The following is a 26,728-nucleotide window of genomic DNA, read 5'->3' on the forward strand; positions in this document are numbered from 1 at the left end:
CGGCGGGCCTCCTGTTCGATCATGTTATCTAATCAGAAAGCCCGCACCCGACAACTTCATATAATGACACAGTCAACCGATCAGAGTCGAATACCCTGCCCTGTCATAATGGGTCTTGAGCCGTTGCAAGGCGATCCGCAGCACGATCTTGCCCGAACGCGCCGACCAGCCAAGCCGCTTTTCCGCCTGCTCCATCCCGTCGAGATAACAGCAACAGCGCAAAACCACATCGCCAAGCCCCGGCCCGAGGTCCAGCAACACCGCCGCCACCCGCGCCCGTGCCGCCTCCGGTCCGAAGCCGTTCACATCGGCATCAACCGTTTTCTGCGCCTTGCCTGTCAGGTAGTGTTCCCACTCCGGCGCGGCCCCCTTCCCCAGTTGCGCCAGTTCAAAATCCTCGCGCAGCCGCTCTGCCGCCGCGACGAGTTCTGCGGATAAAAAGGGCTTGCCGTCCTTCTCCCGATGCCGCGCCAGCACCAGAATCGGACTTTCCGCCGCCGCATAGCGGATGCGCTTTGACCCGCGTGCGTTTTGCGACAGTCCGGCGCGAAAATCATAGGCAGGGTCCAGATCGCCAAACCGTGCAGGGGCCTCGGCAAATCCGGCCCGCGCGCTTTCCTCTTCGGCCAGAAAACGCCGCAACGCCGCCCGCCCCGCCGCTGTGATGGTATAGCGCGTGATCTTGCCCTTGGCATGGGCCGCGATCCAGTCCTTGAGCGCCATCGCCTGTGCCACAGACCGGTCCAGCACCGCCGTGCGACTCGTCCGCCCGTCCGGCAAATCGCGCACCACCACGGCTTTCTCCATATCCTTGGCCACGGCGAGACAGGCCCCCCGCTCCGACAGGCGGCGCAGGATACGGCGAGCTTCGCGCGCGATGGTGGCGTCATCCACAGGGGCCGGTCCATTCGGCATGTCAAAATCGGTGTGCTTGCTCATCATATCCGTGTCCTCGCTTTCAGGCTTCAAAGAGCGTTCGGCGCGGGCGTCATCCGGAGCCAGCCCCCGCAATGCCTCCAGCGCCTCGTCCACCAAGGGATCGTCGCGTTTCTGTTCCAGCTTGCGCACCTGTCGCATGACCGTAGAGGGCGCACAGCCGCCCCTGCGGGCCAGTTCACGGATCGAATCTCCGCATTCGGTATGGGCCAGATAGCGTTTTGCCTCTTGCGGCACCCAGCGCGGCAAAGCCTCTGACCTGCCGCCCGTTCCCTTCATCGTTTCCAACATATTTCCCCCGGATCACTCACTTCATTGTTTCCATTCAGGACACGGTTAAGATTTGGCAGCTTCCGCAAAAGATCACTCATCCCCCGGATTTTTGCAGGCTTTTGCCGTATTTAACCGCGAATCCCTGCAACAACCTTGAGTTGATGTGGTTACTCATTCGTTAACCGCGCCATCATTTGGTCATTATTGTTTCCAAATTATAAACAACCAAACATCCCGCCGTGCGCCGGACAAAGCCGCGACGCAACAGGGGTTTGTGCCGTGCAAAAGTGATCCTGTAACGACGCCCACCGCTCCGAACGCGCCACACATCCCCACGCGGGACACAGGCGCCTCAGGACCGGATCAGGCCCAAATAGGAGACCTTGCCATGACGGACATCACGACACTGCTGAACACCCTGCGCCGCCCCCGCCTTTTGATCCGCGCCGCGCGGTTCGGGCTGAATGACTACAATCGCAACCGTGATCTCAAACGGCTGACGCGCAGCCTGACCACGCCTTCACCGGAACGCGCCCTCTCCACGCTGATCGAGGAGGAGGCCCGTCTCGAAGAAACCCGCCGCGCGGGCGATGCCAGCTATAGTGTCAAACGCCATGTGGAACTGCTGATCGCCGTGATGGGCGAGGCACGCCTTCTGCCGCCAAAACAGCGCACGGCCTGAGCCCGAAACAGTCGCGCAAATCCCCGCGCCGGTCCCGCGCCTGCCGCCGTGCTTCCCCACGCAACAGAGCGCAAACAGGCACACAGCCCTGCCCAAAGCCTCCGCAAACGGGGGCTTTTCCTTTTTATTGCACTTTTGCGGCCCTCCGAGGTGGGAATCCATCTTGCCTGAACGCGCACTCCCGCATAAACGCTGGAACATGACCCAGACATCCCATGACCGCCTCCTCATCATCGACTTCGGCTCTCAGGTGACGCAGCTCATCGCGCGGCGTCTGCGCGAGTTGAACGTCTATTGCGAAATCCACCCCTATCAGAAAGTCACCGACGACAGCCTGAAAGCCTTTGATCCCAAAGCGATCATCTTTTCCGGCGGCCCCGACTCGGTGATGCGCGAGGGCAGCCCCCGCCCGCCGAAAGCCGCCTATGAGATGGGCGTGCCGATCCTTGGCATCTGCTACGGACAACAGGTCATGATGCATGATCTGGGCGGCCGCGTGGAAGCGGGCGAACATGCCACCGCCGAATTCGGGCGCGCCTACGTCACGCCCACCGACAAACAGGCCGATTTCCTCAACGGCTGGTTCATGGACGGCACCGGCCGCGAACAGGTCTGGATGAGCCACGGCGACCACGTTGCCGAAATCGCGCCGGGCTTTGAAGTCTACGGCACCTCTCCGGGTGCGCCCTTCGCCATCACCGCCGATCTGGCACGCAATTTCTACGCCGTGCAATTCCACCCCGAAGTGCACCACACGCCCAACGGCGCGACGCTCTATGAGAATTTCGTCAAACTCGCAGGCTTCAAGGGCGACTGGACGATGGGCGCCTACCGCGAGGAAATGATTGCGAAAATCCGCGAGCAGGTGGGCGACAAGAAAGTCATCTGTGCGCTGTCGGGTGGCGTGGACAGTTCCGTGACCGGCATCCTGCTGCACGAAGCCATCGGCGATCAGCTCACCTGTGTCTTTGTTGACCACGGGCTGTTGCGCCTCAACGAGGCCGAGCAGGTCGTGGCCATGTTCCGCGACAATTACAATCTGAACCTGATCCATGCCGACGAGAGCGATCTCTTCCTCGGTGAGTTGGAAGGCGTTTCCGATCCGGAAACAAAGCGCAAGATTATCGGCAAACTGTTCATCGACGTATTCCAGAAATACGCCGACCAGATCGAAGGTGCGGAATTCCTCGCCCAAGGCACGCTCTACCCCGATGTGATCGAATCGGTCTCCTTCTCCGGCGGCCCTTCTGTGACGATCAAATCGCACCACAATGTCGGCGGTCTACCCGAGAAAATGGGCCTCAAACTGGTCGAACCGCTGCGCGAATTGTTCAAGGACGAAGTGCGCGAGCTTGGTCACGAATTGGGCCTGCCCGCCAGCTTCATCGGGCGTCACCCCTTCCCCGGTCCGGGTCTGGCCATCCGCTGCCCCGGAGAAATCACCCGCGAGAAACTCGAAATCCTGCGCAAGGCGGATGCGGTCTATATCGACCAGATTCGCAAACACGGGCTTTACGATGAAATCTGGCAGGCCTTCGCCGCCATCCTCCCCATGCGCACCGTGGGCGTGATGGGCGACGGGCGGACCTATGACTTTGCCGTGGCCCTGCGCGCGGTGACCTCCGTGGACGGGATGACGGCGGATTACTACCCGTTCACCCACGAATTCCTGGGCGAAACCTCCACCCGCATCATCAACGAGGTCAAAGGCGTGAACCGCGTGTTCTACGACTGCACCTCGAAACCGCCGGGCACGATCGAGTTGGAGTAAGCCCTCCCTACTCGCGGGGGTCCCTCCCACAAAATCGCAAAGGCGGTCTCCTCCGTGAGATCGCCTTTTCTTTTGCCAAGACGGGCCCCGAAACGCTATGCACAGAAACCGATGAAGGAGGAGCATCCGGTGAGTAAAATTCTGCTGACAGGCACCATGACCTGTGCGCCGTCCGAGGTGGACGGGGTGCTTTCGCTATTGCCCACGCATATCCGCCTGTCGCGCGCCGAACCCGGATGCCTGCAATTCGACCTGTGGCAGGACGAGGTGCGCCCCACCGAATTCCACGTCACCGAAGTGTTCCGCAGCGAGGCCGCCTTTCAGGCCCATCAGGAGCGCACGCAAAGCTCCGACTGGTTTCGCGTAACCGGTCATATGGCCCGTGATTTTCGCAAGAGTTCTGCATGAGCACGCAAAGCCAGCCGATCAAAGCCGCGCTCTGGATGAGCGGTGCGCTCTTGGGGTTTTCCTCTATGGCCGTGGCGGGGCGGCAACTGGCGGATCATCTCGACACGTTCGAGATCCTCGGCTACCGCTCGTTCATCGGCCTGCTGATCGTGCTGGCCATCGGGATTGCCCAGCGCCGCCTCAAAGAGTTCCGCCCCAAGGCCATGGCTCTGCATGTCGGGCGCAACCTCGGGCATTTCGCAGGTCAAAACCTCTGGCTCTATGCACTCACGCTCATCCCGATGGCGCAACTCTTCGCGCTGGAGTTTTCCTATCCGATCCTCGTGGGCCTCGGTGCCACGGTCTTTCTGGGCGAGAAAATGACCCCGACCCGCGCCATGACCTCGGCGCTCGGCTTCATCGGCATCCTGATCGTCGCGCGTCCCTTCGGCGGGGCGCTCTCGGTCGGGTTGGTCGCCGCCATGCTCTGCGCTCTGGGCTTTGCCGCCTCTGCGCTGTTCACCAAGCGGCTGACCCTGACCGCCCATGTCTCGATCCTCGGCATCATGTTCTGGATGGTCACGCTGCAACTGGGCTTCGGCCTCATCTGCGCGCTGGCGGACGGACATGCGGTGTTGCCGCGCTGGATCGACCTGCCGTGGGTGACGGTCGTGGCCGTTTCAGGGCTTGGCGCGCATTTCTGTCTGACCACAGCGCTGTCGCTCGCGCCCGCCTCGATTGTCACGCCAATCGACTTTTTGCGCCTTCCGGTCATCGCCGTCATCGGTATGGTCTTTTATGGCGAGAGCCTCGACATCTGGGTGTTCCTCGGCGCGGCGATTATTTTTTCTGCCAATTACATCAACATATTGGCTGAAAATCGCCGCATGTCCCGCGTCGCACGCCCCTAGTGATGCAGAAAAACCATGATCTCCTCCTTGCAACCATGACGCGGCGTCAGAATTGCTTGAAATCTTGTCGCAGCTTAGGCTGATTGGACAATAAGAGCAAAAATTCGCTCACCAAGACAATAAACAGATCTAGGAGAAGCGGGCCCGGTGCCCGTCAGGGATGGAGATCATGAAAAACACAACACTACTGGCCGCGAGTCTCGCGGTTGGCGCAACAGGCGCATATGCAGGCGGCATGGATCGCTCCGGCATGTCTATTTCACCACTGTTCGAAGACGGCACCTATGTCGAACTGAGCTTTGGCTCGGTCAGTCCGGATGTGTCGGGGGCCTTTAATCATCCACTCGCGGGTGAGTTACCATCCGGAGATGTGACCCCCTCCTATACACAGATTTCCGGTGCCTATAAGCGCGATCTGTCAGACCAACTCTCGATGGCCCTCATCATCGACCAGCCTTATGGCGCTGACATCGACTACGGATCGGATGCATCCTACCCGATTGCAGGTTCATATGCCTCAGTAACCACCTCATCGATCACAGCGTTGCTGCGCTACAAATTTAACGAAAATTTCTCGGTTTACGGTGGCGCAAGGGTTCTGCGCTCCGAGGGGGAGGTTGAACTCTACAGCAGCGGCACGAAGTTCTATGAAATGAACACGAGCTCTGAGACGGATTGGGGCTATATTGTCGGCGCGGCCTATGAAATTCCAGACATCGCCCTGCGTGCAAGCCTGACCTATAGTTCCGAAATCGACATCGACTTTACCGCCGACGAAGTTTCCGCTCTAGGCGCAAACTCATCTGACCTGCCCGTGACGATGCCAAAGTCTGTCAATTTCAATTTCCAGACCGGAATCGCCGCTGATACGCTGCTGATGTTCTCGGCGCGTTGGGCGGAATGGACCGAAACCGAAATTGCACCTGATGATTACTTGCTGATCGTCGGCGACAATCTTGTTGATCACGATAACGACACGATTTCCTACAGCCTCGGTGTCGGTCGTCGATTTAATGACAAATGGTCCGGTTCGCTTTCCGTTGGCTATGAAAAGTCCTATTTGGGCTCGACTGACACCGCGGGCAATCTGTCCCCGCGTGACGGCTACAAATCCATCACCGCAGGTCTGAAATATAACGTCACCGAACAGACCGCGATTTCCGGTGGTGTCTCCTATGTCTGGGTTGGCGATGCCACCACTTCACTCGGCGGGGAATTCGAAGACAACACCGCTGTCGGCTTCGGCCTGAAACTGTCGCACACGTTCTGATCCGTCAGGTTTCACACAGATCTCGAAAGGCCCTGCCCTCGCGCGGGGCCTTTTTCATGTGGCCCGACAGAAGTCCGACACTTTTCCGACAGCATTCCGACAGCGATTTCGTCCCATAGATCAGGAACCGTGATGTGGCTTTGCACAAATTCCGGTTTGCCTCGCCACCGCGTTCGGGAGAGATTGCCGCCACATGCAGGAGGACGACATCATGGCCCCACAAAAGACCATCACCCCCGCCGCTTGGGTCGGCCTGTTTGTTATGGGCTTTCTCTGGGGCTGTTCCTTTCTCGCGGTTGCCATATTGATCCGCGAGCTTCCGGTCACATGGATCGTCGCGGGCCGTGTCAGCATCGCGGCCCTTGTGCTATGGGTCTATGTCCTGCTCAAAGGGCTGCCCGTGCCGCCTCTGTCGCGCTATATCTGGCGATTTGTCCTTGTGGGCAGCATCACCTCCGCCGTGCCTTTCCTATTGATTTCATGGGCACAACACCACATCCCCTCGGGGCTTGCAGGCATTCTCAACGCCTCCACAGCCATCTTCGGCGTGCTCTTTGCCGCACTGGTTTTTGCCGATGAAAAACTCGGATTGCGCAAGGGCACGGGCGTGGCTTTGGGCGTTTCGGGCATCATCGCGGTGATCGGGCCCGAGGCGCTCAAGAGCTTTAATCTGACCTCTTTGGGCCAGCTTGCCATGATCGCCGCGACCATGTGTTACGGGCTGTCGAACTCCGTCGGGCGGATTCTGCTCTCCGATCTGCGCCCCGAAGTGGCCGCCGCGGGGATGCTCACAGGTGCGGCACTTCTCGCCTTGCCCGTGGCGCTGATCGGCTCCGGCCTTCCGCCCGTGTCGCTCCAACCGGAAACCCTCGGCGCGCTACTATACCTTGCGGTTATGTCCACAAGCCTCACCTACATCATCTATTACAAGGTGATCAAAGTCGCAGGCGCGGGGAACACGTCACTGACCACGCTGATCGTCGCGCCGGTCTCCATCGCACTGGGCGCGCTTGTGCTGGGCGAGAGCCTGTCTGCGCAGGCCTATCTCGGTTTCGGCCTCATAGCGCTGGGGCTTCTGGTCATCGACGGACGTGTTTTGCGCCGCCTGAAGAGCCGGAACGCCGCATAAGCCTAGCCCGAAAACCGGTAAGGTAGAGCTTTGCAAAAGGCTTTAACGCTTGCGAGAACCGGCGCGCCGTGGCACCACTTTGCCCGACCAGCAGGCCCGATGAACAGGACAAGACCAATGAAATACGAAACAGCCAAGGATTGGCAGGGCGCGGCGCACAAGCGCCTCATTCTTTTCGGCATGTCGGGGCTGGGAAAGACCGTCATTTCCAACATGCTGCGCGACACGGGCACATGGTATCACTACTCCATCGACTACCGTATCGGCACGCGGTATCTGGGCGAAGCCATTGATGACAATCTGAAAAAAGTCGCCATGCGCGAACCGTTCCTGCGCGAGCAATTCCTCTCGGACAGCATCTATATCAAGTCGAACATCAGCTTCGACAATCTCGCCCCTGTCTCCTATTTCCTCGGCAAACCCGGCGCAGAGGCGCAGGGCGGCATTCCCATTGCCGAATTCCAGCGCCGCCAGAGCCTGTTCCAAGAGGCCGAAATTGCCGCACTTCTGGACACGGGGCACTTCATCACCCGCGCCCAGTCTCTCTACGGCTACCCGCATTTTGTCTGCGACACGGGCGGCTCAATCTGTGAATGGGTGGACCCCGAGAATCCCGACGACCCGATCCTGACATCGCTTGCCAAGGACTCGCTTCTCGTGTGGCTCAAGGGCACCGAGGCCCATACCGAAGAGTTGATCCGCCGTTTCGACAAGGCCCCGAAACCCATGGCCTACCAGCCGGAGTTTCTCGCCGCGATCTGGCAGGAATATCTCGCAGAGAAGGGCGTTGCCGAGGATGCGGTCAACCCTGATGATTTCATCCGCTACACCTATGCGCGCGCGCTCAACCATCGCCAGCCGCGCTATGAGGCTATGGCACGCAACTGGGGCATCACCTTGGACTACGAGGATGTCAAACAGATCAAAGGCCCCGAGGATTTCTCCGCCCTGATTGCTGCCGCGCTTGATAAACGCCCGCAACAGACCTAAATCAAACCCCCTCTGCCAAAAGGACCCTGCAAATGCCCATCACCTTGCCCGAAACCCTTCCCGCCTTTGACGTGCTCTCCGCCGAGGGCGTCATGGTCATGGGCGAAGGTCGGGCAAAATCGCAGGAAATCCGGCCTTTGAGGATCGCGCTTTTGAACCTCATGCCGAAGAAAATCCAGACGGAGAACCAGTTCGCCCGCCTGATCGGCGCCACGCCCTTGCAGATCGATTTCCAGCTGATCCGCATGAGCGAGCACCAGACAAAGAACACCGCCGCCGAACATATGGAGCAGTTCTACCGCCCCTTTAACGCGGTCAAAGCCTCCGGCGAGAAATTCGACGGGCTGATCATCACCGGCGCCCCGATCGAGCATCTGCCCTTCGACGAGGTCACCTATTGGGAAGAACTCAAAGAGGTCTTCGCATGGACCCAGACCCATGTGCATTCCACCTTCGGCGTGTGCTGGGGCGGCATGGCGATGATCAACCATTTCCACGGCGTGCAGAAATATCCGTTGGAGCACAAGGCTTTCGGCCTGTTCCAGCAGGACAATCTTGCGCCGAACTCCCCCTATCTGCGCGGGTTCTCCGATCAGTGCTACATCCCTGTGAGCCGCTGGACCGAGATGCGCCAGTCCGAGATAGACGCCGTGCCGGACCTCATTCCGCTTCTGGGTTCCGACGAGACCGGTCCCTGCCTTGTGCAGGACCCCAAGCATCGCGCGCTCTATATCTTCAACCATTTCGAATATGACACGGGCACCTTGCTTGAGGAATATCAACGGGATGTGGAGGCGGGAAAAGAGATCATCCTGCCGAAACACTATTTCCCCGATGACAATCCGGCGCTGCGCCCGATCAACCGCTGGCGGTCCCACGCGCATCTTTTGTATGGCAACTGGATCAACGAAATTTACCAGACCACCTATTACGATCTGGACAAGATCGGGAGTTGAGCCGGATGGGTTTCCCCCGCAACGCCGGACAGAAGGCAGAGGTTCCCCATCTTACAAGCAACCGCGCCTTTGTGCGGGCGATGAAAACCCGTCGCAGAGGGGATCTGGTCAAGACCCCCTCCGGCGCGGTGATACATGTCGAGAGCTATGGTGAAAAAGACGCGCCGTCCGTGGTGCTTGTTCATGGTGCGTCAGGTTCGACCTATGACATGAATTTCCGCCTTGCTCCCGCGCTGGCCGCACAGTTCCGCGTCTATGTGGTCGACCGCCCCGGCTTCGGCCACAGCCCGCGGATGAAGGACGAAACTCTGAGTGCCCAAGCCCGCGTGCTCCGTCAGGCGGTGCAGCAACTCGACAGCCGCCGCCCGATTGTTCTGGGGCAGTCCTATGGCGGGGCGGTAGCGCTGGAATGGGCGTTGCAATCCAATGAGGTCGCAGCACTGGTGCTGGTCTCCGCGCCCAGTCACGACTGGGAAACCGGCCATCCCCTGTTGCATCGCACCTTGGCCAAACCCGTGATCGGCTGGTGGGCGGCGGAGTTTGTCAACGCCTTCACACCACAATGGATCATCGAGCGACAACTGGCCGGCGTGTTCGCGCCTCAGGACGTGCCCGAAGGCTATGCCGACCACTTCCAGCCGCGCAAGGCCATCTATCCCGTCCGCCATCGCCTCAACGCACGCCAACGCATCGCGCTCAAAGCCGAAATGGCCGCTATGGTGCCCAAATATGCGCAGCTCACCCTGCCCGTCGAAAGCCTGCACGGCACCAAGGACGAGATCGTCCCCGATGTCATCCACGCCCTGCCCTTTGACGCGAAAGTGGCGAGTAACCACCTCACCCGCCTTGAGGGGATCGGCCACATGCCCCATCACGTTGCGACAGATGCGGTGGTCGGTGCCGTGCAGCGCGCCGCCGCACGTTGCAACCTCGGCTGAAAAACCCCATAGTGTTAAACAGATTAACACGGAAAGCGACGTGCCATGCCCGACAAGCCCTCCGATCTGCCGTTCGACGGTGCCATTTCCCGTTTCTTCGAGAAGGACGCCCCGAAATCCATCCGCAAAGCCGTGGAAGACGGTGGCAAGAAAGAAATCCTGTCGCCCTCCTTCCCCTATGACCGGTGGATGAAAAAGGACGACTACAAGGACGAACTCGAATCGCTGCAACGCGAGTTGGTCAAGATGCTCGCCGATGTGCGCAAGACCGGCAAACGGATCGTCGTGGTCTTTGAAGGGCGCGATGCGGCGGGCAAAGGCGGCACGATCAAGCGTTTCCGCGAAAATCTGAACCCGCGCTCGGCCCGCGTGGTGGCTTTGTCGAAACCGACCGAACGCGAACAGGGGCAATGGTATTTCCAGCGCTATATCGACCACCTGCCGACCAAGGGCGAAATCGTGCTTTTCGACCGGTCGTGGTATAACCGCGCCGTGGTGGAAAAGGTCTTCGGCTTTTGCACCGACGAGGAGCGCGAGAAATTCTTTCACCAACTGCCCGAGTTCGAGGATATGCTCGTCTCCGAAGGCATCCAGCTTTTCAAGATCTGGCTCAATGTCGGTCGTGCAGAACAGCTCAAACGCTTTCTCGCGCGCGAACAGGACATTCTCAAACAGTGGAAACTCTCCGCCATTGATGTCGAGGGGCTCAAGCGCTGGGACGAATATACCGTAGCCATCGCAGAGACGATGGAGCGCAGCCACACCGATTTTGCGCCCTGGACCGTGATCCGCTCAGATGACAAATACCGTGCGCGGCTCAATGCGATCCGTTCCGTGCTGACCAAGATCGACTACAAGGGCAAGAACAAGGACAACCTTGGCGAGATCGACGACAAGATCGTCGACGGGCCTGCGCTTTTGATCACCGGTGATGAAGACGAATAAACGAGACGGTGCACGCCTATGAGCAAACGCGGCTACCATCACGGCAATCTGAGACAGGCTCTGATCGACGCCGCCTTGGTGTTGATCGAAGCAAAGGGTCCGACAGGGTTCACCCTCTCCGAGGCGGCTAAAACGGCGGGCGTGACCCCTGCGGCCGTCTATCGCCATTTCGAGGGGCGCGAGGATCTGATTGCCGAGATTGCCCTGCAGGGCTTCGCGGTTTTTGCAGACCTGCTCGCCTATGCCTATGACAGCGGTCAACCCTCTGCTCTGGCCTCGTTCGAGGCAGTGGGACGCGCCTATCTGGCCTTTGCCCGCAAATATCCGGGGCATTATGTGGCCATGTTCGAATCCGGCATCTCGATGCAGCGCACACCGGAATTGCACGCCGTGGCCGACCGCGCTTTAGGCGTGCTGGAACGCGCCGCAGAGGATCTGTCGAAACAAATCCCCGAAGCACACCGCCCCCCGCCGCAGATGGTCGCGGCCCATATCTGGGCCATGTCGCACGGGGTGGTGGAACTCTTCGCCCGAGGCACCCCCGGCGCGCGCTGTCCGTTTCCGCCTGAAGACCTTTTGGAAAGTGGAATCGGCATATACTTGCGCGGATTGGGACTGATCCCGCAAGACAAATGAGGTGCCTTCATGACCATAAGCCGCAGAACCTTTGTCGCCGGTAGCCTTGCTTCCGCCTTGCCATTGGGGGCAAGGGCCGCGCCAAAATCCCGAACGCACAGCTACGGCGCGGACAAGCTCGACATCTATCCTGCCACCCAAGCCCGCGGTGCGGTGATCTATGTCCACGGCGGCGCGTGGCGCTCCGGTTCGCGCAAGGCGGTGGGGGCGAAACCCGCTTGGTTCAATTCCATGAATCTGGATTTCATCTCTCTCGATTATCCGCTGCTACCGAAAACGCCCGTCTCCGGTCAGATCAGGGCCGTGCGGCAAGCGATTGATTGGGCGTTTAAAAATGTCGCGGCGCCCGAGCGCACGATTATCATGGGCCACTCGGCGGGCGCACATCTGGCGGCGATGGCGACGCTTACCGGCTGGATGCCGCGACCTGCGGGCGTGATCGTCAATGACACCGGCGCGGTCGATCTCGTCACCCTGTCCCGCGCCCATGATGGCCACCTGCCAACGGGCACACGCCACGCCTTCAAGGACCGCTCGCAATGGGGCACGCTCTCACCGGCCTATAGCCTTGCCCGCAACCTGCCGCCCGTTCTGGCGATCTATTCCAAGGTGCGCGGTCACGGCATGGCCATGTCGAATTTCGCCACTCTGGCACGCGGGAACGGGACGGAGGTCACGGTTTTCGACGGGTCCGCCTATCGCCATGCAGAGGTCAATCGCAGCTTGGGCACCGGCAAAATCCCCGATCTGGAACGGGCTGTCACCGGCTTTGTGACAAAGGCGCTGCAACGGTAGAGGCGATCCCGCCTCACCCCTGCCCGCTCATGCCTTCACATCGCGTTATGCGCTTTGCTCGAACACCACCAGAGCACCGGGCGACCAGTTCACCCGCGCCTGTGTCCCGACCGCCAGAACATCACGACCAAAGATGTTGCGCATGGAAATCCGCGCAGGATGGTCCACCCCGTCAAAGCGCACGTCGTAATAGGTCATATCGCCGTAATAGACCACTTCATCAATCATGGCCGGCGCTTCGCGGTGGGTCGCGCTCTGGCCCTCATAAAGCAGCGTGAGCGTCTCGGGTCGAAACCCGACCGTTGCCGCACCGACAGGCACGCCGCCGGGACATTGCGCCTCTGAAATCTCCGTCTCGCCAAGCCCTGCGATTGTGGCGATATAGCGCCCGCCCTCCTCGCGCACCGTGGCGGGCAGGAAGTTCATCACCCCGATGAAATCGGCCACCCGTTTCGATTTGGGATTGCGGTAGAGCACTTCGGGATCATCGCATTGCGCGATCTCGCCCTCGAACATCACGGCGATCCGGTCGGACATCACCAGCGCCTCTTCCTGATCGTGGGTCACAAGGATAAAGGTAATACCCACCTCGCGTTGCAGCTTGATCAGTTCCACCTGCATCTGTTCGCGCATCTTGCGATCCAGCGCAGAGAGCGGCTCATCAAGCAAAAGCACCTTGGGCTTCAACACCAGCGCGCGCGCCAGAGCCACCCTTTGGCGCTGCCCGCCAGAGAGCGCATGGGCCGCGCGGTGGCCGTAGCCTTTGAGCCCAACCATTTCCAAAGCCGCCTCTGCGGCCTGTGTCTTGTCCGCCTTGGACATACGCGCCTTGCGCAGCCCGAAAGCCACGTTTTCAATCACCGAGAGATGCGGAAAGATCGCGTAGCTCTGGAACACCATATTGGTCGGGCGCTTGTTCGCAGGCACCCCCCGCATGTCGCGTCCCGTGATCGTCACATAGCCACTATCGTAGTCCTCAAACCCCGCAATGGTGCGCAAAAGCGTGGTCTTGCCGCAACCGGACGGCCCCAGAAGCGAAAAGAACTCGCCTTGGCGGATGTCGAGATTGATATTTCGCAGAGCATGGTAATCGCCGTAATGTTTGTTGATGTTTTGCAGCGAAATCAGCGGTGTATCAGCAGTCATGTCAGCCATTTTCAAAGAAAGCCCCCGGTGTCATTGCCCGTGCGCTTGGCGCCCCGGCGGCGGAAATATTCGGCGATGGTGATGAGCAGGATCGACAACACCACCAGGATGGTGCCTAGAGCCATCACCGCAGGCAGCAGCTTCGGGAACCGCAGCATGGAGAACAGATAGACCGGCAGCGTCGGATCTGCGCCGGTGAGGAAAAAGGCGATGATGAATTCGTCCATGGAAATGGTGAACGAGATCAACAGCGCGGAAATAATCCCCGGCATCACCAGCGGCAGGGTCACAAGACGAAAGGTCGAGACAGGTGTTTCGCCCAGATCATAGGCCGCCTCTTCAAGCGCGGGATCAAGCGCCGCGAAGGCCGATTGCAGAATCGCAATGGCAAAGGGCGTGCAAATGAGCGTGTGTCCCGCAATCACCGACCATGCGCCGGTGTCCAGCCCGATGCGCAGGATCACGATCAAAAGCGACACGGCAACGATGATCTCCGGCAGGACCAGCGGCAGCATGATAAATCCCATGATGCCTTTCTGTCCGGGGAAACTGTAGCGCGACACGGCCATCGCCGCGAAAATGCCCAAGGTGGTAGCCAGAAGTGCGGAGATCACGGCGATCTTGAGCGAGTTGAGCAAAGCGCCATGCATCTCGGACAGCGTCAGAAGCTGGGTGAACCATTCGGTCGTGAAACTCTCCAGCGGAAAGGCGATGATCGTCGAGCTGTTGAACGCAAAGAGCGGCAAAAGGAAGATCGGGGCGTAAAGGAAGATCAGGTAGAAGATCGCATAGACCTTGAGCGTTTTCATGTCCGACCTCCTTTTTTGCCACCTGCGGCACGATTGCCGAGGATCAGGAACACAACGGCAATCACCGCCACAATCAGCATGGCGATCACCGCCAAAGTCGCCCCCAATGGTGCGTTGTTGAGGCGCAGGAACTGGGTCTGGATCATATTCGCGATCATCAGACCTCCCGGCCCGCCGACAAGCCGCGGCGTTACATAGTCGCCAATGGTCGGGATAAAGACGATCAACACAGCCGCCACAACACCGGGGGCCGCCAGAGGCAGGGTCACGCGCAGGAATGTCATGGTCCGGCTCTCTCCCAGATCACGCGAAGCTTCCAGAAGCGAGCGGTCGATCTTTTCGAGGGCCACGAAAATCGGCAGGATCGCGAAAGGCGCATAGGCATGGGCCAGAGTCAGGATCACCGCATTGACGTTGTAGAGAATGAAAGACAGAGGTTCTTCAATCAAACCAACGACTTTCAGGCCGGAGTTCAGAACCCCGTTATAGCCGAGAATGACTTTCCAGAGGAACACACGGATCAGGTAGGAGGTCCAGAACGGGATGGTGATGAGGAAAATCCACAGGGACTTATGCTCCGGTTTCACCCCGAAGGAGACGAAATAGGCAATCGGAAAGGCCAGAAGCACCGTGATCAGCGTCACAAGTCCCGAGACCATCAGGGAGCGCAGCATCAACTGGCGGTAAAGCGGATCGGTCAGCGCCTCCTTGTAATTGGCCAGCGTAAAGGTCGTGTCGAAATCGCGCACGCCCGTCTGGGTCCAGAACGAAATCAGAACCACCGCCGCCAAAGGAATGGCCAGCAGCAGAAGCGCATAGAGCGCGGTCGGTGAAACGAGCAGGACGCCAACGCCTCGCTCAGAGCGGAAAAATCGACGGAGCCTGTCGCTCGCGGCCATACTGTCTTCCCTTCCCGGACCGGCCCTCTGGCCGGGGTGTTTAAGGCATTTCCTGAAAGGCCCAAGCCAGAGACCCCGCAAAACGCCGCGCAACGTATTGTGGTCGTGGTCCTTTCACAACCAACGGATAACCCGAGCCTATCGTGAAAAGCCTGAGAATGATCCTGAAAATATTTTGATCAAATTTGCAAGAGATTCGCCCGAGGCTCACGCAGGACTGCACGTTTTCAGGGCATGTGCCACTTGATCGATCACCAAACAGGCAAACTCCGCATTGACCTGCGCAGCGTTCTCCCCCGCGCCCGTCGTGCTGCGGGGACTGACATAATCCTCTTTGGTGAACATCCCGTCCGCCGTCAGGCTCATCCTTGGTTGCGGCAGGAAATGCACACCGATGTCGGCGCAGAGCTCCCCCGCCATCCGGTCAAACCACGCAGAGACAAAAGGCCCGTCACCCCGCGCCGCCAGTTGCGCAAGCTCCGTCTCCCTCCCGCCGGTTTGGCGGGCCTGCGTCGAAGGGCGCGGCAGGCTGGCAAGGAAGATCGGCGCTTCGGTCTGTACACGCAACTGTCGCGCCACAGCGACCGCCTGCGTCGCCTCCAGCCGCTCACGCGTATAGGCCCGCAGCATGGCGGTGGAGGCCAAGGGCCGCTCCGCATCCAGTGCAGACATGGCATCTTCGACAGAGGGCATATCCAGACAGGACAGCTCCCCAAATATCTCCACGATCGGCGCAATCCCAAGCCCAGAAATCACAAAACCATCATAGCCAGTCATCAGGTCGGCACCCATATCCTCCTGCACCCGCTCGAACGACAGGTCCGGCCAGCGCGCCGCACGCTGCGCGGCCTCACAGGCGAACAACCGGTCATCTCCGAGGACACAAAGACGCTTGCTCATCTCTCCACGCCCTCCCCCTCGCCCACAGGTCCGGCCTCCGCCGCAAGACCATGTGCCGTCAGGAAAACACGCATCACCGTCTCGACCATCTCGGGCCGCTCAGAGCGCAGGTCCGGCGCATATGCCGCCTCGGGGGCGGCCCAAGTGGTGACAATCTCGAAAGCGGGAAAATAATCCACCGCCTTATACTTGTCCGCCATCGCACCCGCCGCCGCACGCAACAGCGCTTTCGAATGGCTGTTCGCCGCCAGAACATGCTGACCCGAAGCCGTGGCCCCCAAAGGCGCGGGGGACACGGTGAGCAACAGCCGCGCCTCCTTGTTCATCCCGCGCAAGAGCCGCAGGATTTGCAACAGATCGGCGTGGATCTCGTCATAGGTGAAGTTGTGAAATACGGTGCGCGCCGGATCATAGCTCCCCGCGACCACATCCGGCCCGAAGGCAAGCGTGCGCCCGCTCTCGCGATCCACCCACCCTTCACTCGCCCCCAGCGTGAAAACAAACACATCCGCCACCTGCGCAAGCGCGGCCACCTGCACCAGATGCTCCCGCCGGAGTTCCACCGCCTCTTGCAAGGTCACGCAACCTTCCGGCTCTACATCAGGGCGCAGCGCATCGAACCACTTCCCCGCATGGCACTGAAACAGGCGCTCGTCCACATGCAGGCTCTGCGCATCCTCCAGCAGTTCACGCAACTGCCGCGCCGTATGGATATCACCGTAACGCGCCGAATAAACCCCATATCCAAAGCGCCGCGCCAAAGCCGTGCTCATACCTTCCGGCTTGGGTTCGGCATCCAGCACATTGCCCCCCGCAAGGCGCAAAGACCGGCCGATATGCTTGGCAAAACAGCTTCCTGCCGTGGCCACCGAAGTATCCCGCGTGATCCGCACCTTCGGCGTGTAAATCTCCGGCCAATTGCAACGATCCGCCTCAACCACGCCACTGCGCCAGAAACTCCGTGCCGGACTATCTTGATAGGGATGGGTCAAATGGGCCACTCGTCAGTCAATTGCCCCGCCACTATGCCGCGCAGCCTCAAAGATGCCAAGGCTCCGCTGCGTCCGTGCCCGCGAAACACCGCCCACGGGCAGCCTGCCAACTTTTGGAGACGGGCAGGTAGAGAAAGGATATCTCAATCCAGCCCACGTTCAGGATCGTCAAGAGAGGGAACCTGTCGCGCCCAGTAGGCATATTCACCAGAGGTCGCGTGCGCGTAGAGATCGACCAAAGCACCCAGCGGATCGCTCTCATGAAAGTCCACACGCAGCGTCAGCGGAGCCGTATCCCTGCGCAACTCCAGCAGTGCTGCAGACATCAACCCGCGACTGTCTCCACCGGCAGCACGTCCAGCCTCCAGCGCGGCAATCATCCGGCGCCCCAAGGGCCCCTGCGCGTCAAGGTAGCCGTCCCGAATGGCCACAAGCACCTTGGCATCTGCAAGAATATTACCGGCCACAATTCCGTTGGGAAAAATCAAGGCGCCCTTTTCGTCACCGTTGTTCGCGCCGGTAAACGCCGCCCCCTGCCCGCCAACATCCAGCGCGGAGAGCTGCCGGTCCTCCCGATTGCGATCCCGTTCGACGACCTCTGCAACAGCACGTCTTGCCGGAAGTCCTTCCGCCATACACCGCAGAACATCCTCTCCCCAAAAACTTGAAGGCGACGCACCCTGCGAGGCTGACATGCCTGCACGCAGATCACCGCGCAGCACCCAGCCCCCGACACACAGGCTTCCCGTTGCCGCCGCTCCCGCAAGTGCGCCGGTTTCGGGGTCTCTTACAAGCAGGGAAAAAGTCATGTCGTCATCCTTCACGATGGTTGTGCCGCCTATTTCGGCACAAACCGGATAAAGCTTCAATAATTATCATGATAAATTGACGAATTAAATTATCGTGATAAATTTGATTCCAATAATACCCCATCCGACAAGCAGGGAGTGCAACAGATGGACCTCATAAACTGGACACGCCGCGGCCTGATAGCGACGGCAGCCGCCTCATTGTTGACCGGCACATTCATGACCACGGCTCCAGCCATGGCCCAAACCCCCGAAGGCGTGTTGATCGTCGGCCAGATCGCCGAACCCAAATCGCTTGATCCGGCAGCGGTCACGGCAGTGAACGATTTCCGCATTCTGGTGAACCTTTACGAGGGCCTAGTAAAATATGCCCCCGGCACGCTGGAAGTTGCGCCGGGGCTGGCCGAAAGCTGGGAGATTTCCGAGGATGGCACGGAATATACCTTCCACCTGCGCGAAGGTGTGACCTTCCATGACGGCACGCCGTTCAACGCGGAGGCGGTCAAATTCAATTTCGACCGGATGCTTGACGAGAACCACCCCCATCACAACACGGGGCCCTTCCCGCTGGCCTTCTTTTTCTCGGCCATTGAAGAAACCGTGGTGGTGGATGATCTCACCGTAACGTTCAAACTGAACGGCCCCTATGCGCCGTTCCTCTCGAACCTCGCCTATCCCACGGGGCTGATGATCTCCCCCGCCGCAGTCGCGCAATATGGAGCGGATGTCGGTCGCCACCCCACAGGCACCGGCCCTTTCAAGTTCGCTGAATGGCGTTCCAACGAAGCGGTGGTGATCGAGAAGAACCCCGACTACTGGGGCGATCCAGCGGGCACCGAAGCGGTCGTTTTCCGCCCCATCACCGATGCCAACACCCGCGTGGCCGAAATGCTCGCAGGCGGAATCGACATGATGGTCGAAGTGCCGCCCACCGCCCTGTCACAATTTCAGGGAGAAGGTTTCAACATCGTGGAACAGGCAGGTCCGCATCTGTGGTTCCTGATCCTCAATGCCAAGGAAGGCCCCTTTGCCGATGTGCGCGTGCGTCAGGCCGCCAATTACGCAATCAACAAAGAGGCTCTGGTCAACGACGTGCTCGAAGGCACTGCCGACGTCGCTGCCGGTCCGACCCCGCCCGCATTTGCATGGGCCTATAATGACGATCTCTCGCCCTATCCCTATGATCCGGAAAAGGCCAAGGCCCTTCTGGCCGAAGCAGGCGTCGAGTCTCCCGAGATCACCTTCTATGTGACCGAAGGCGGTTCGGGCATGTTGGACCCGATCCCGATGGGCACGGCCATTCAGGCCGATCTCAATGCGGTCGGGTTTGATGTGAAGATCGAAACCTATGAATGGAATACCTTCCTTGGCGAGGTGAATCCCGGTCTTGAGGGCAAGGCCGATATGGCCGAAATGGCGTGGATGACCAATGACCCCGACACGCTGCCCTTCCTCGCGCTGCGCACCGAAGCATGGCCCGACAAGGGCGGCTTCAACTCCGGCTATTATTCCAATCCCGAAGTCGATGCGCTTCTGGAGAAAGCCCGTGTCTCCACCGATCAGGAAGAACGTGCCGCGCTTTACAAAGAGATGCAGGCGATTGTGCAAGAGGACGCCCCGTGGGTCTTTGTCGCCAACTGGAAACAGAATGCCGTGACGACGGATCGGGTCGGGAATTTTTCACTCGAACCCTCCTTCCTGTTGCAACTGCAAAACGTGACCAAAGAGTGATCTTCTAAAACCCCGTTGCGGACTCTTCTTGGTCCCTTCCGGCTTCCCGTGCCCGACAAAAGTCCGACGGGAAGCCGACGCTTAGCCGACACCTGTTTTGACGCCAGCCAGAGGGGAGAGCACCCGTGGGCAGCTACATCCTGAAACGTCTCATTTCCGCCGTTCCCGTGCTGTTCGGGATCACCGTGATTGTGTTTCTGATCATGTCGATGATCCCGGGCGATCCGGCCACAGCGATTTTGGGCAGCTACGCCACGCCCGAAAATGTCGAAAAGCTGAACCGCGACCTCGGCCTCGATAAACCTTTGGTGCAACGGTATTTTATCTGGCTTGGCAATCTGCTGACCGGCGATTTCGGACGGTCGTTCTCGCTCAACCGCCCTGTGCTCGACGAGATACTGGAACGCTTCAGCGCGACGTTGGTTCTGGCAGGAACCTCCTTTGTCCTGTGCGCCATTCTCGGCATCCTCGCAGGCGCCATCTCCGCCGCGCGTCAATACGGGCTGGCCGACAAGCTGATCACCCTCGTTGTCCTGATCGGCATCTCCATCCCCAGTTTTTTTCTGGGCATGATGATGATCCTCATCTTCGCGGTGAAACTCAAATGGCTCCCCGTCTCCGGCATGTATGCGATCTATGGCGGCGGAGATCTGCCCGATCTCATCAACCACCTGATCATGCCCGCATCTGCGCTGGCCGCCGTGGCCACTGGCGTGATCGCACGCATGTCGCGCTCCGCCATGCTCGAAGTGCTGCGGCAGGACTATATTCGCACCGCCCGCGCCAAAGGCGTGCGTGAACGCCGCGTTCTGATGGGCCATGCCTTGCGGGCTGCGATGGTTTCCATCATCCCCGTGCTGGGCATTCAGGCGGGCTTTGTCCTCTCCGGCGCGGTCTATATCGAGATGGTCTTTCAATGGCCGGGCGTGGGGCGGATGCTGGTTGATGCCATTCTCAAACGCGACCTCCTCCTTGTGCAGGGCGGCGTTGTTTTCGTTGCCGCCTGTTACGTGCTGTTCAATATCGCAGTCGATGTGGCACAGAGCCTGCTTGACCCGCGCATCAAGACGTAAGGGATTGGACGCATGACATTTCTTCGGCTTCTCTTTCGCAACCGTCTCGCAGGTCTTGGTGCCGTGATCCTCGGGATGATCATCATTCTTGTCACCATCACGCCGCTTTTGCCCCTGCCCGATCCGAATGCCACCGCCACGGCGGACCGTTTTCTGCGCCCTTTCTCGGAGGGCCATCTTCTGGGTACAGACCACCTTGGCCGCGACATCCTTGCCCGCCTGCTCTATGGCACCCGCGTCTCCCTTGCCATCGGTCTTGTCTCTGCCTTCCTTGCCGCCTTCTTCGGCTCCGCCATCGGCATTATCGCAGGCTACTTCGGCGGTCGCATAGACAACGTAATCATGCGGCTGATCGATATGCTCATGGCCTTTCCCTATATCCTTCTGGCACTTGCGATCGTGGCAGCGCTCGGTCCGGGATTGATGAATGCGCTTATCGCGGTGGCCGCCGTGAACGTCCCCTTCTTCGCCCGCAATATCAGGGGCATCACCGTGTCTTTGGCGGGTCGCGAGTTTATCGACGCGGCACGTCTGGCAGGTCTTGGACACACACGGATCATCCTCTCGGAACTTCTGCCAAATGTGCTGCCGGTCATCGTGATCGGCATCTCGACCACTGTGGGCTGGATGATACTGGAAACGGCGGGTCTGAGCTTTCTTGGTCTCGGAAGCCAGCCACCCAATGCCGACCTCGGCTCCATGCTGGGCGAGGCCCGTGCGGCGCTCATTACCGCGCCACATACCTCCATCATTCCCGGCATCATGATTTTCCTCATCGTCATGTCGATCAATCTTCTGGGCGACGGGGTGCGCGACGCGCTGGACCCGCGGCTCAAATCCGGCGCGCTGACACGACCCCGCGCGACAACACGGGTGGACCGCAAGGGCCCTGTCCCACAAGCCGACCAGAAAGGGCTTTTGAATATCCAGTCACTGGAAACCCAATTCCATGTCGGCCCGCGCGTCTATCGCGCTGTCAACGAGGTCTCGCTCCATGTGTCTGCGGGGGAATGTCTGGGCATCATCGGCGAGTCCGGCTCTGGCAAATCCGTGACGGCGCTCTCCGTCATGGGGCTCGTCGCCTCTCCCCCCGGTGTCATTACCGGCGGTGCGGTGCGCTACGACGGAGAGGACCTGCTCGATGCCTCCTATGAACGTCTGCGCCAAAAGCGCGGCAACAACGTCGCCTATATTTTCCAAGACCCCCTCGCGACGCTCCACCCGCTCTACAAGATCGGGGATCAGTTGATAGAGGCCATCCAGTCCCATAACAATACATCAACCAAAGAGGCCCGCGCCAAGGCGCTCGAACTGCTGAAATCGGTGCGTATCCCGAATGCGCAGGAACGGCTGGACAGCTACCCCCACGAGATGTCGGGCGGGATGCGGCAGCGCGTCGGCATTGCCATGGCGCTCGCCAATGATCCACAGGTGATTATCGCCGACGAACCCACAACCGCGCTGGATGTCACGGTGCAGGCGCAAATCCTTGCCCTGCTGGACGACCTGCGACGCGAACGCGGGCTGGCGATCATTTTCATCACCCATGACTTCGGCGTGGTCGCCCAGCTATGTGATCGGGTCGCTGTGATGTATGCGGGGCGGATTGTCGAAGAAGGGCCAACCAAAGCCGTGCTTGATGCCCCCGCCCATCCTTATACCAAGCGCCTGATTGCCTGCGTGCCCGAACTGGGCGGCGGGCGGCGCGAACTGGCCGCGATCCCCGGACTGCCGCCGGTGGTCGACCGCCTGCCCGAAGGATGCGCTTTCGCCGCGCGTTGCGACAAGGCGCAAGATGCTTGCCGCCGTGGCGATATTCCCTTGACCGGACATGCGCCCCGCGCAGTCCGCTGCCTGTTTCCCGAGGAGGTCGTCTGATGCCCGCGCTCAAATTCACCAACCTGTCAAAAACCTTCCCGCGCGCCAAACCACTCTTTGGCAAGGCCCGCGCAGGCGTCCGCGCCGTGCGCCCGATGTCCCTGACCGTTGAGACGGGAGAAACACTTGGTATCGTGGGAGAATCCGGCTGTGGGAAATCCACCCTCGCGCGGATGCTTGTGGGACTTCTGGAGCCGAGCAGCGGCCAGATAGAGATTGCAGGAAAAGCACTCGATACCGCCGATCCGGCAGCCTTTGGACGCCTCATCCAATATGTATTCCAAGACCCGATTTCCTCGCTCAACCCGCGCAAAACCATTCGTCAGATCATGGAAACCCCGCTCAAACAGTTGCACGGGATGGATCGAGGCGAACGCTCGGCAAGGATTGGGAAAATTTTCGCCTCGGTCAATCTGCGCGAGGAATTCCTTGACCGCTACCCACATGAATTTTCCGGAGGTCAGGCCCAACGGATAGGTATCGCACGAGCGCTGGCCGCACATCCCAAAATCATGGTTCTCGACGAACCGGTATCGGCACTGGATGTCTCGATTCAAGCACAGGTGCTAAACCTTCTCGCCGACCTGAAATCGAAGTTCGACCTCACATATCTGTTTATTTCCCATGACCTTGCCGTTGTGGAGGCGGTCTCGGACCGTGTGATCGTGCTATATTTCGGAGCGGTGGTCGAGATTGGCAAGGCAGAGGATATTTTCAACAGCCCCAAACATCCCTATACACAGCTCCTCGCCAACAGCGCACCAGTGGTAGGTCGCCCCCTCAAGGCGCCGGAACAAAAGGACAGCGAGTTGCCCGATCCGCTCAATCCACCCAAGGGCTGCGCTTTTGCAGGGCGTTGTATATATGCTAGCGATCTGTGCCGCAGTACAGAACCGGAATTGCGCGTTATGGGAGAAAACCAACTTGCCGCATGTCACCACCCTATCTGATGTAGAGAAATCGAAAGAGGCAAAGCCCTCGCGGCCTGTGCGCGTCGCCGAGGCGATCAAAGCATTGGTCGTCGAAGAGGCCATGCAACCGGGGGACCGCCTGCCCTCGGAGACAGACATGATGGCGCGTTTCTCAATGTCAAAAGGGACGATCAGGGAGGCAATGCGCATTCTGGAAGCCCAAGGGCTGATCAAGACGCGCACTGGTCCAGGCGGTGGCGCATTTGTCCACGAAGTCAGTCGGGATCGCGCCAAGGCATTGCTCGGAAATTACTTCTATTTCAAAAACCTGACGATCGGGGACATCTACCAGATGCGGCGGGCGCTGGAACCCGTCAATGCCGCCTTTCTCGCAGGAAAACTTCCCGCAACGGTATTGAGACAGCTTGAGGAGATCACGACCTCTTATGACAAACCGGCGCAATCAGCAGAAGAGGAACGCGAACAACACCTCGCTTCTCTGCGTTTCCACGCGCTTCTTGCCGAACAGTCACACAACCCGCTTTTGGGTTTCATAATCGATTTCATGGTGAAGCTGCTGGCTGATATCACCGTTTACCGTCAACTCTATACGCCCGTGAATCCCGAACTGCGCAAAAGAGGCTCCGACTATCAAAAACGCCTTCTCGCAGCGATCAAAGAGGGCGATGCAGGCGCAGCCAAGGCAATCATGACAGCACATATGGAAACAGCTTGGGCACTCATGGGGGATCAGGAAGCCATTGCCTTAAGCCGCTTCCTGCCAGAATAGCCGCCGATCATACTCCGCCTCAGAAGGCGTGAAACTCTACTGTCGCGTGTAAGCGGCGGAGCAATACTCGGCCACAGTAGCGGCGGCATTGTGCTGTCGCAGGCGGCTTAAAAGTCGGCCACTTTTACCCTTTCGGTCTTCGGAAAGGTTTGGGGATGTACACTGTGGATTTGTATTTGAAGGTGCGTCAGGCTCATTTTCAGGATGGCTTGAGTGGACGCCAGATTGCCCGGGATTTTGGGATTATCCGGGACAGCATTGCGATGATGTTGGCGTATTCAGAGCCGCTCGGATATCGGCGAACTGCGCCGATCAGGCGCTCGAAGCTGGATGCGTTCACCGGCCAGATCAACCAATGGCTTGCCGAAGACAAGGCTCGACCGCGCAAGCAGCGTCATACCGCGAAGCACATCTTTAAACGGTTGCACGATGAGTGCGGCTTTGATGGCGGCTGAACTCGACGGCGGGGACCGTAGCAAAAGTGCCAAACGTGTCGGGCTGCGCCCTATTGTCGGCACACGTTTGCTCCGAGAGTAGAAAGGTGTCGAGCACATCGTGACCGTAAAAACAGACGGCTTTGAATATGAAGGCCGCCTCGACAAAACGCTTTCGCCCATTGCGCACGAAATCACGGGAACACGTTGAATATGCTACTTTCTTTCGCCCAATTCGAACGGGAGATAACAGCAGAACGCATTCGGGACAAATTCGCTGCCAGCCACCGCAAAGGGATGTGGATGGGTGGCGTTCCTCCCTATGGCTATCGCGTACAAAACCGAAACCTCATAATCGACGAGGAGCGCGCGGGGCACGTTCGCTGGATATTTCAGCTGTTCGCGGAAATCGGCTCCACGACAGTTCTGGCACGAGAAGCTGCAAAGAACGGCCTGCGTACTCCACGCGGCAAACACTCAATCTGCATGTGCCGTTTCGGATCGAAAAACGCGGCGGTCGCAAAACGATTATTCCGCCTCAAGACGACACAACAACGACGCCCAGCGCACCCGAAGACAACCAAACGATCATCAAAGCGCTGGGCCGCGCGTTCAGATGGAAACGCATGTTAGACAGCGGCGAGTTTCAAACCCTCAAAGAACTTGCCGCCCACGAAAACATTTCGCCCTCTTACATGACCCGCGTTATGCGCCTCACATTGCTTGCTCCGGATATCGTTGAGGATATCCTCAACAACCGAGCTCAGGCCCTAACGCTAAGCGATTTATTAAATCCATTCCCTGTGGATTGGGCAAAGCAACGCCACGACTTCGCGATCTAGACCCCCTATAGGACGCGGGCACACCTTTCCCAAACCAGCCGGCTGAACATAACTTGCAGCGAAGTAAGCTGCGTAGATCCGCGGAGGAGTCCCTAGCCCCCTTTTGATCTGGAAAACCAGTTATCAAACATACGTTCTTAGCGCTGTACGCACTTGAAACCAGCACCATAACATCAAACACTTCCGCAAACACAAAAGGCGTATGGTATCCCCAGCACCGCTATGGGTTCGCCGCACCGGACCTGCAAACACCCACCGCCACGGATCGCGCCGCTCCCATGGTCCCAGACGCATTGCCGCGCGCTCGCACAGGCGCCCCGCCAACGCGGCAAGGTCGCCAGTCGTGGCTCCAGCATTTCTTCGACCCGTGTCTTGACCTGACGCACAAGCACCGGTGCCGTGCCTTCGGTCCCAATCGCACAACCACCGGAGAGCGGTCCACAATCAATGGGGTGCTCCACGTCGTGCAGACAACGGTTTGCGTCGAGCGGCGCAGGTGCATTTACGTCAATGTCCGTGCTGTTGCGCAAGCCGAACATCACTATGTCTTTGGCGAGATTGTGCTCGAATTCTCCGCCCCCGCTTTTGATGTCTGTCAGAGATTGATCCCCCAACACAGCCGCCGCACGAGATTGCAGCCCCCTGTAGGAAGGGTGAAACACGCCTTGCACAGATGCGGGCGCAGTTGACGGATTCCACATGCGCAACACTGTCTTGATGCAGGACCGCAAACCGAAGACGTCGCGCAACGCCAAGAGGTCGAAGCCGCATTGGCTCAGCGTTTCCAGCGGCGCGCAAGACAGCCCTGCCCGCCAATATTCAACGCCTTTATAGCCGATCGCGGATCAACGGCAGCCCTTTGATGGGAGTTCCAGCCGTGCAAAGATACACGCTA

The 26,728-nt window shown here is 59.3% G+C and carries 28 protein-coding genes and 1 pseudogene; 21 read left to right on the plus strand and 8 right to left on the minus strand.

Annotated elements, in window-relative coordinates; all coding sequences use genetic code 11:
• Positions 1–72: 72 nt before the first annotated feature.
• Positions 73–1,227, minus strand: a complete 1,155-nt coding sequence (locus KO492_RS14610) for a DUF6456 domain-containing protein (protein WP_252735533.1) — start codon at positions 1,225–1,227, stop codon at positions 73–75.
• 370 nt (positions 1,228–1,597) lie between these two features.
• On the opposite strand from KO492_RS14610, the gene KO492_RS14615 reads away from it, so the two are divergent.
• The 12 genes from KO492_RS14615 (at position 1,598) to KO492_RS14670 (ending at position 12,619) form a co-directional block, all read left to right on the plus strand.
• A complete protein-coding gene (locus KO492_RS14615) occupies positions 1,598–1,891 on the plus strand; it encodes a DUF6477 family protein (protein ID WP_216045621.1) in 294 nt (97 codons plus the stop codon).
• Between the two features lie 199 nt (positions 1,892–2,090).
• Entirely contained in the window at positions 2,091–3,662 is a 1,572-nt protein-coding gene (gene guaA, locus KO492_RS14620; RefSeq protein WP_216045622.1) for a glutamine-hydrolyzing GMP synthase, read from the plus strand.
• Positions 3,663–3,791: 129 nt separating this feature from the next.
• Positions 3,792–4,070, plus strand: coding sequence for a putative quinol monooxygenase (locus tag KO492_RS14625; RefSeq protein ID WP_231730462.1), 279 nt, complete (start codon positions 3,792–3,794; stop codon positions 4,068–4,070).
• On the plus strand, positions 4,067–4,960 hold the full coding sequence (locus KO492_RS14630; protein ID WP_216045623.1) for a DMT family transporter: 894 nt from the start codon (positions 4,067–4,069) through the stop codon (positions 4,958–4,960). Before KO492_RS14625 ends, KO492_RS14630 begins: the two co-directional genes overlap by 4 nt.
• Before the next feature lie 169 nt (positions 4,961–5,129).
• Positions 5,130–6,230 carry an OmpP1/FadL family transporter gene (locus KO492_RS14635; RefSeq protein ID WP_216045624.1) on the plus strand — a complete coding sequence of 367 codons (1,101 nt, stop codon included), beginning with the start codon at positions 5,130–5,132 and terminating at the stop codon, positions 6,228–6,230.
• Between the two features lie 211 nt (positions 6,231–6,441).
• Entirely contained in the window at positions 6,442–7,359 is a 918-nt protein-coding gene (locus KO492_RS14640; RefSeq protein WP_216045625.1) for a DMT family transporter, read from the plus strand.
• Positions 7,360–7,476: 117 nt separating this feature from the next.
• Positions 7,477–8,349 carry an ATPase gene (locus tag KO492_RS14645; RefSeq protein ID WP_216045626.1) on the plus strand — a complete coding sequence of 291 codons (873 nt, stop codon included), beginning with the start codon at positions 7,477–7,479 and terminating at the stop codon, positions 8,347–8,349.
• 32 nt (positions 8,350–8,381) lie between these two features.
• Positions 8,382–9,305 carry a homoserine O-succinyltransferase gene (locus tag KO492_RS14650; protein WP_216045627.1) on the plus strand — a complete coding sequence of 308 codons (924 nt, stop codon included), beginning with the start codon at positions 8,382–8,384 and terminating at the stop codon, positions 9,303–9,305.
• A 5-nt stretch (positions 9,306–9,310) separates the two neighbouring features.
• Positions 9,311–10,243: an alpha/beta fold hydrolase gene (locus KO492_RS14655; RefSeq protein ID WP_216045628.1), complete on the plus strand. Its 933-nt coding sequence runs from the start codon at positions 9,311–9,313 to the stop codon at positions 10,241–10,243.
• Between the two features lie 45 nt (positions 10,244–10,288).
• Complete coding sequence (gene ppk2 / locus KO492_RS14660) at positions 10,289–11,188, plus strand: polyphosphate kinase 2 (RefSeq protein WP_216045629.1); 900 nt, start codon at positions 10,289–10,291, stop codon at positions 11,186–11,188.
• 18 nt (positions 11,189–11,206) lie between these two features.
• Positions 11,207–11,824, plus strand: coding sequence for a TetR/AcrR family transcriptional regulator (locus tag KO492_RS14665; RefSeq protein WP_216045630.1), 618 nt, complete (start codon positions 11,207–11,209; stop codon positions 11,822–11,824).
• Positions 11,825–11,833: 9 nt separating this feature from the next.
• On the plus strand, positions 11,834–12,619 hold the full coding sequence (locus tag KO492_RS14670; RefSeq protein WP_216045631.1) for an alpha/beta hydrolase: 786 nt from the start codon (positions 11,834–11,836) through the stop codon (positions 12,617–12,619).
• Positions 12,620–12,664: 45 nt separating this feature from the next.
• Here the strand turns inward: KO492_RS14670 and KO492_RS14675 are convergent, their stop codons facing one another.
• The 6 genes from KO492_RS14675 to KO492_RS14700 form a co-directional block, all read right to left on the minus strand.
• A complete protein-coding gene (locus tag KO492_RS14675) occupies positions 12,665–13,774 on the minus strand; it encodes an ABC transporter ATP-binding protein (RefSeq protein WP_252735534.1) in 1,110 nt (369 codons plus the stop codon).
• 2 nt (positions 13,775–13,776) lie between these two features.
• A complete protein-coding gene (locus KO492_RS14680) occupies positions 13,777–14,574 on the minus strand; it encodes an ABC transporter permease (protein WP_066599186.1) in 798 nt (265 codons plus the stop codon).
• Positions 14,571–15,473, minus strand: coding sequence for an ABC transporter permease (locus KO492_RS14685; RefSeq protein WP_216045632.1), 903 nt, complete (start codon positions 15,471–15,473; stop codon positions 14,571–14,573). Before KO492_RS14685 ends, KO492_RS14680 begins: the two co-directional genes overlap by 4 nt.
• Before the next feature lie 207 nt (positions 15,474–15,680).
• Positions 15,681–16,373, minus strand: coding sequence for a hypothetical protein (locus KO492_RS14690; protein WP_216045633.1), 693 nt, complete (start codon positions 16,371–16,373; stop codon positions 15,681–15,683).
• Positions 16,370–17,374: a GSCFA domain-containing protein gene (locus tag KO492_RS14695; RefSeq protein ID WP_216045634.1), complete on the minus strand. Its 1,005-nt coding sequence runs from the start codon at positions 17,372–17,374 to the stop codon at positions 16,370–16,372. Before KO492_RS14695 ends, KO492_RS14690 begins: the two co-directional genes overlap by 4 nt.
• 134 nt (positions 17,375–17,508) lie before the next feature.
• Positions 17,509–18,174 carry a DUF1028 domain-containing protein gene (locus KO492_RS14700; protein ID WP_216045635.1) on the minus strand — a complete coding sequence of 222 codons (666 nt, stop codon included), beginning with the start codon at positions 18,172–18,174 and terminating at the stop codon, positions 17,509–17,511.
• Between the two features lie 147 nt (positions 18,175–18,321).
• Between KO492_RS14700 and KO492_RS14705 the strand changes: the two genes are divergently transcribed.
• The 9 genes and pseudogenes from KO492_RS14705 (at position 18,322) to KO492_RS14735 (ending at position 25,833) form a co-directional block, all read left to right on the plus strand.
• On the plus strand, positions 18,322–19,905 hold the full coding sequence (locus KO492_RS14705; protein ID WP_216045636.1) for an ABC transporter substrate-binding protein: 1,584 nt from the start codon (positions 18,322–18,324) through the stop codon (positions 19,903–19,905).
• A 125-nt stretch (positions 19,906–20,030) separates the two neighbouring features.
• On the plus strand, positions 20,031–20,978 hold the full coding sequence (locus KO492_RS14710; protein ID WP_216045637.1) for an ABC transporter permease: 948 nt from the start codon (positions 20,031–20,033) through the stop codon (positions 20,976–20,978).
• 12 nt (positions 20,979–20,990) lie between these two features.
• The gene (locus KO492_RS14715; RefSeq protein ID WP_216045638.1) at positions 20,991–22,856 is read left to right on the plus strand and encodes a dipeptide/oligopeptide/nickel ABC transporter permease/ATP-binding protein; all 1,866 of its coding nucleotides are present in this window, start codon (positions 20,991–20,993) and stop codon (positions 22,854–22,856) included.
• Positions 22,853–23,806, plus strand: coding sequence for an ABC transporter ATP-binding protein (locus KO492_RS14720; protein ID WP_216045942.1), 954 nt, complete (start codon positions 22,853–22,855; stop codon positions 23,804–23,806). The genes KO492_RS14715 and KO492_RS14720 overlap by 4 nt, the downstream gene beginning before the upstream one ends.
• Positions 23,781–24,557: a FadR/GntR family transcriptional regulator gene (locus KO492_RS14725; RefSeq protein ID WP_252735535.1), complete on the plus strand. Its 777-nt coding sequence runs from the start codon at positions 23,781–23,783 to the stop codon at positions 24,555–24,557. The genes KO492_RS14720 and KO492_RS14725 overlap by 26 nt, the downstream gene beginning before the upstream one ends.
• Positions 24,558–24,712: 155 nt before the next feature.
• Positions 24,713–25,012, plus strand: coding sequence for a hypothetical protein (locus tag KO492_RS18705; RefSeq protein WP_252735536.1), 300 nt, complete (start codon positions 24,713–24,715; stop codon positions 25,010–25,012).
• A gap of 100 nt (positions 25,013–25,112) precedes the next feature.
• The gene (locus KO492_RS18895; RefSeq protein WP_354668245.1) at positions 25,113–25,202 is read left to right on the plus strand and encodes a hypothetical protein; all 90 of its coding nucleotides are present in this window, start codon (positions 25,113–25,115) and stop codon (positions 25,200–25,202) included.
• Positions 25,196–25,462 (plus strand): annotated as a pseudogene (locus KO492_RS18715) (recombinase family protein); the annotation flags it as partial. The gene KO492_RS18895 and the pseudogene KO492_RS18715, both read left to right, overlap by 7 nt.
• 17 nt (positions 25,463–25,479) lie before the next feature.
• Complete coding sequence (locus KO492_RS14735) at positions 25,480–25,833, plus strand: hypothetical protein (RefSeq protein WP_354668246.1); 354 nt, start codon at positions 25,480–25,482, stop codon at positions 25,831–25,833.
• Positions 25,834–26,006: 173 nt separating this feature from the next.
• Here the strand turns inward: KO492_RS14735 and KO492_RS18945 are convergent, their stop codons facing one another.
• The gene (locus tag KO492_RS18945) at positions 26,007–26,534 is read right to left on the minus strand and encodes a hypothetical protein (RefSeq protein ID WP_436835703.1); all 528 of its coding nucleotides are present in this window, start codon (positions 26,532–26,534) and stop codon (positions 26,007–26,009) included.
• Positions 26,535–26,728: the final 194 nt, after the last annotated feature.

This window comes from Celeribacter halophilus (assembly GCF_018860305.1).
Taxonomy (GTDB): domain Bacteria; phylum Pseudomonadota; class Alphaproteobacteria; order Rhodobacterales; family Rhodobacteraceae; genus Celeribacter; species Celeribacter halophilus_A.

Bases quoted from the DNA above. Each gene is read 5' to 3' on its own strand.
- KO492_RS14640 (WP_216045625.1), top strand. From the start codon at position 6,442: ATGGCCCCACAAAAGACCATCACCCCCGCCGCTTGGGTCGGCCTGTTT.
- KO492_RS14665 (WP_216045630.1), top strand. From the start codon at position 11,207: ATGAGCAAACGCGGCTACCATCACGGCAATCTGAGACAGGCTCTGATC.
- KO492_RS14650 (WP_216045627.1), top strand. From the start codon at position 8,382: ATGCCCATCACCTTGCCCGAAACCCTTCCCGCCTTTGACGTGCTCTCC.
- KO492_RS14645 (WP_216045626.1), top strand. From the start codon at position 7,477: ATGAAATACGAAACAGCCAAGGATTGGCAGGGCGCGGCGCACAAGCGC.
- KO492_RS14700 (WP_216045635.1), bottom strand. From the start codon at position 18,174: ATGACTTTTTCCCTGCTTGTAAGAGACCCCGAAACCGGCGCACTTGCG.
- ppk2 (WP_216045629.1), top strand. From the start codon at position 10,289: ATGCCCGACAAGCCCTCCGATCTGCCGTTCGACGGTGCCATTTCCCGT.
- KO492_RS14615 (WP_216045621.1), top strand. From the start codon at position 1,598: ATGACGGACATCACGACACTGCTGAACACCCTGCGCCGCCCCCGCCTT.
- KO492_RS14635 (WP_216045624.1), top strand. From the start codon at position 5,130: ATGAAAAACACAACACTACTGGCCGCGAGTCTCGCGGTTGGCGCAACA.
- KO492_RS14680 (WP_066599186.1), bottom strand. From the start codon at position 14,574: ATGAAAACGCTCAAGGTCTATGCGATCTTCTACCTGATCTTCCTTTAC.
- KO492_RS14705 (WP_216045636.1), top strand. From the start codon at position 18,322: ATGGACCTCATAAACTGGACACGCCGCGGCCTGATAGCGACGGCAGCC.
- KO492_RS14630 (WP_216045623.1), top strand. From the start codon at position 4,067: ATGAGCACGCAAAGCCAGCCGATCAAAGCCGCGCTCTGGATGAGCGGT.
- KO492_RS14715 (WP_216045638.1), top strand. From the start codon at position 20,991: ATGACATTTCTTCGGCTTCTCTTTCGCAACCGTCTCGCAGGTCTTGGT.
- KO492_RS14655 (WP_216045628.1), top strand. From the start codon at position 9,311: ATGGGTTTCCCCCGCAACGCCGGACAGAAGGCAGAGGTTCCCCATCTT.
- KO492_RS14670 (WP_216045631.1), top strand. From the start codon at position 11,834: ATGACCATAAGCCGCAGAACCTTTGTCGCCGGTAGCCTTGCTTCCGCC.
- KO492_RS14690 (WP_216045633.1), bottom strand. From the start codon at position 16,373: ATGAGCAAGCGTCTTTGTGTCCTCGGAGATGACCGGTTGTTCGCCTGT.
- KO492_RS18705 (WP_252735536.1), top strand. From the start codon at position 24,713: ATGTACACTGTGGATTTGTATTTGAAGGTGCGTCAGGCTCATTTTCAG.
- KO492_RS14685 (WP_216045632.1), bottom strand. From the start codon at position 15,473: ATGGCCGCGAGCGACAGGCTCCGTCGATTTTTCCGCTCTGAGCGAGGC.
- KO492_RS14675 (WP_252735534.1), bottom strand. From the start codon at position 13,774: ATGGCTGACATGACTGCTGATACACCGCTGATTTCGCTGCAAAACATC.
- KO492_RS14610 (WP_252735533.1), bottom strand. From the start codon at position 1,227: ATGTTGGAAACGATGAAGGGAACGGGCGGCAGGTCAGAGGCTTTGCCG.
- KO492_RS18945 (WP_436835703.1), bottom strand. From the start codon at position 26,534: ATGTGGAATCCGTCAACTGCGCCCGCATCTGTGCAAGGCGTGTTTCAC.
- guaA (WP_216045622.1), top strand. From the start codon at position 2,091: ATGACCCAGACATCCCATGACCGCCTCCTCATCATCGACTTCGGCTCT.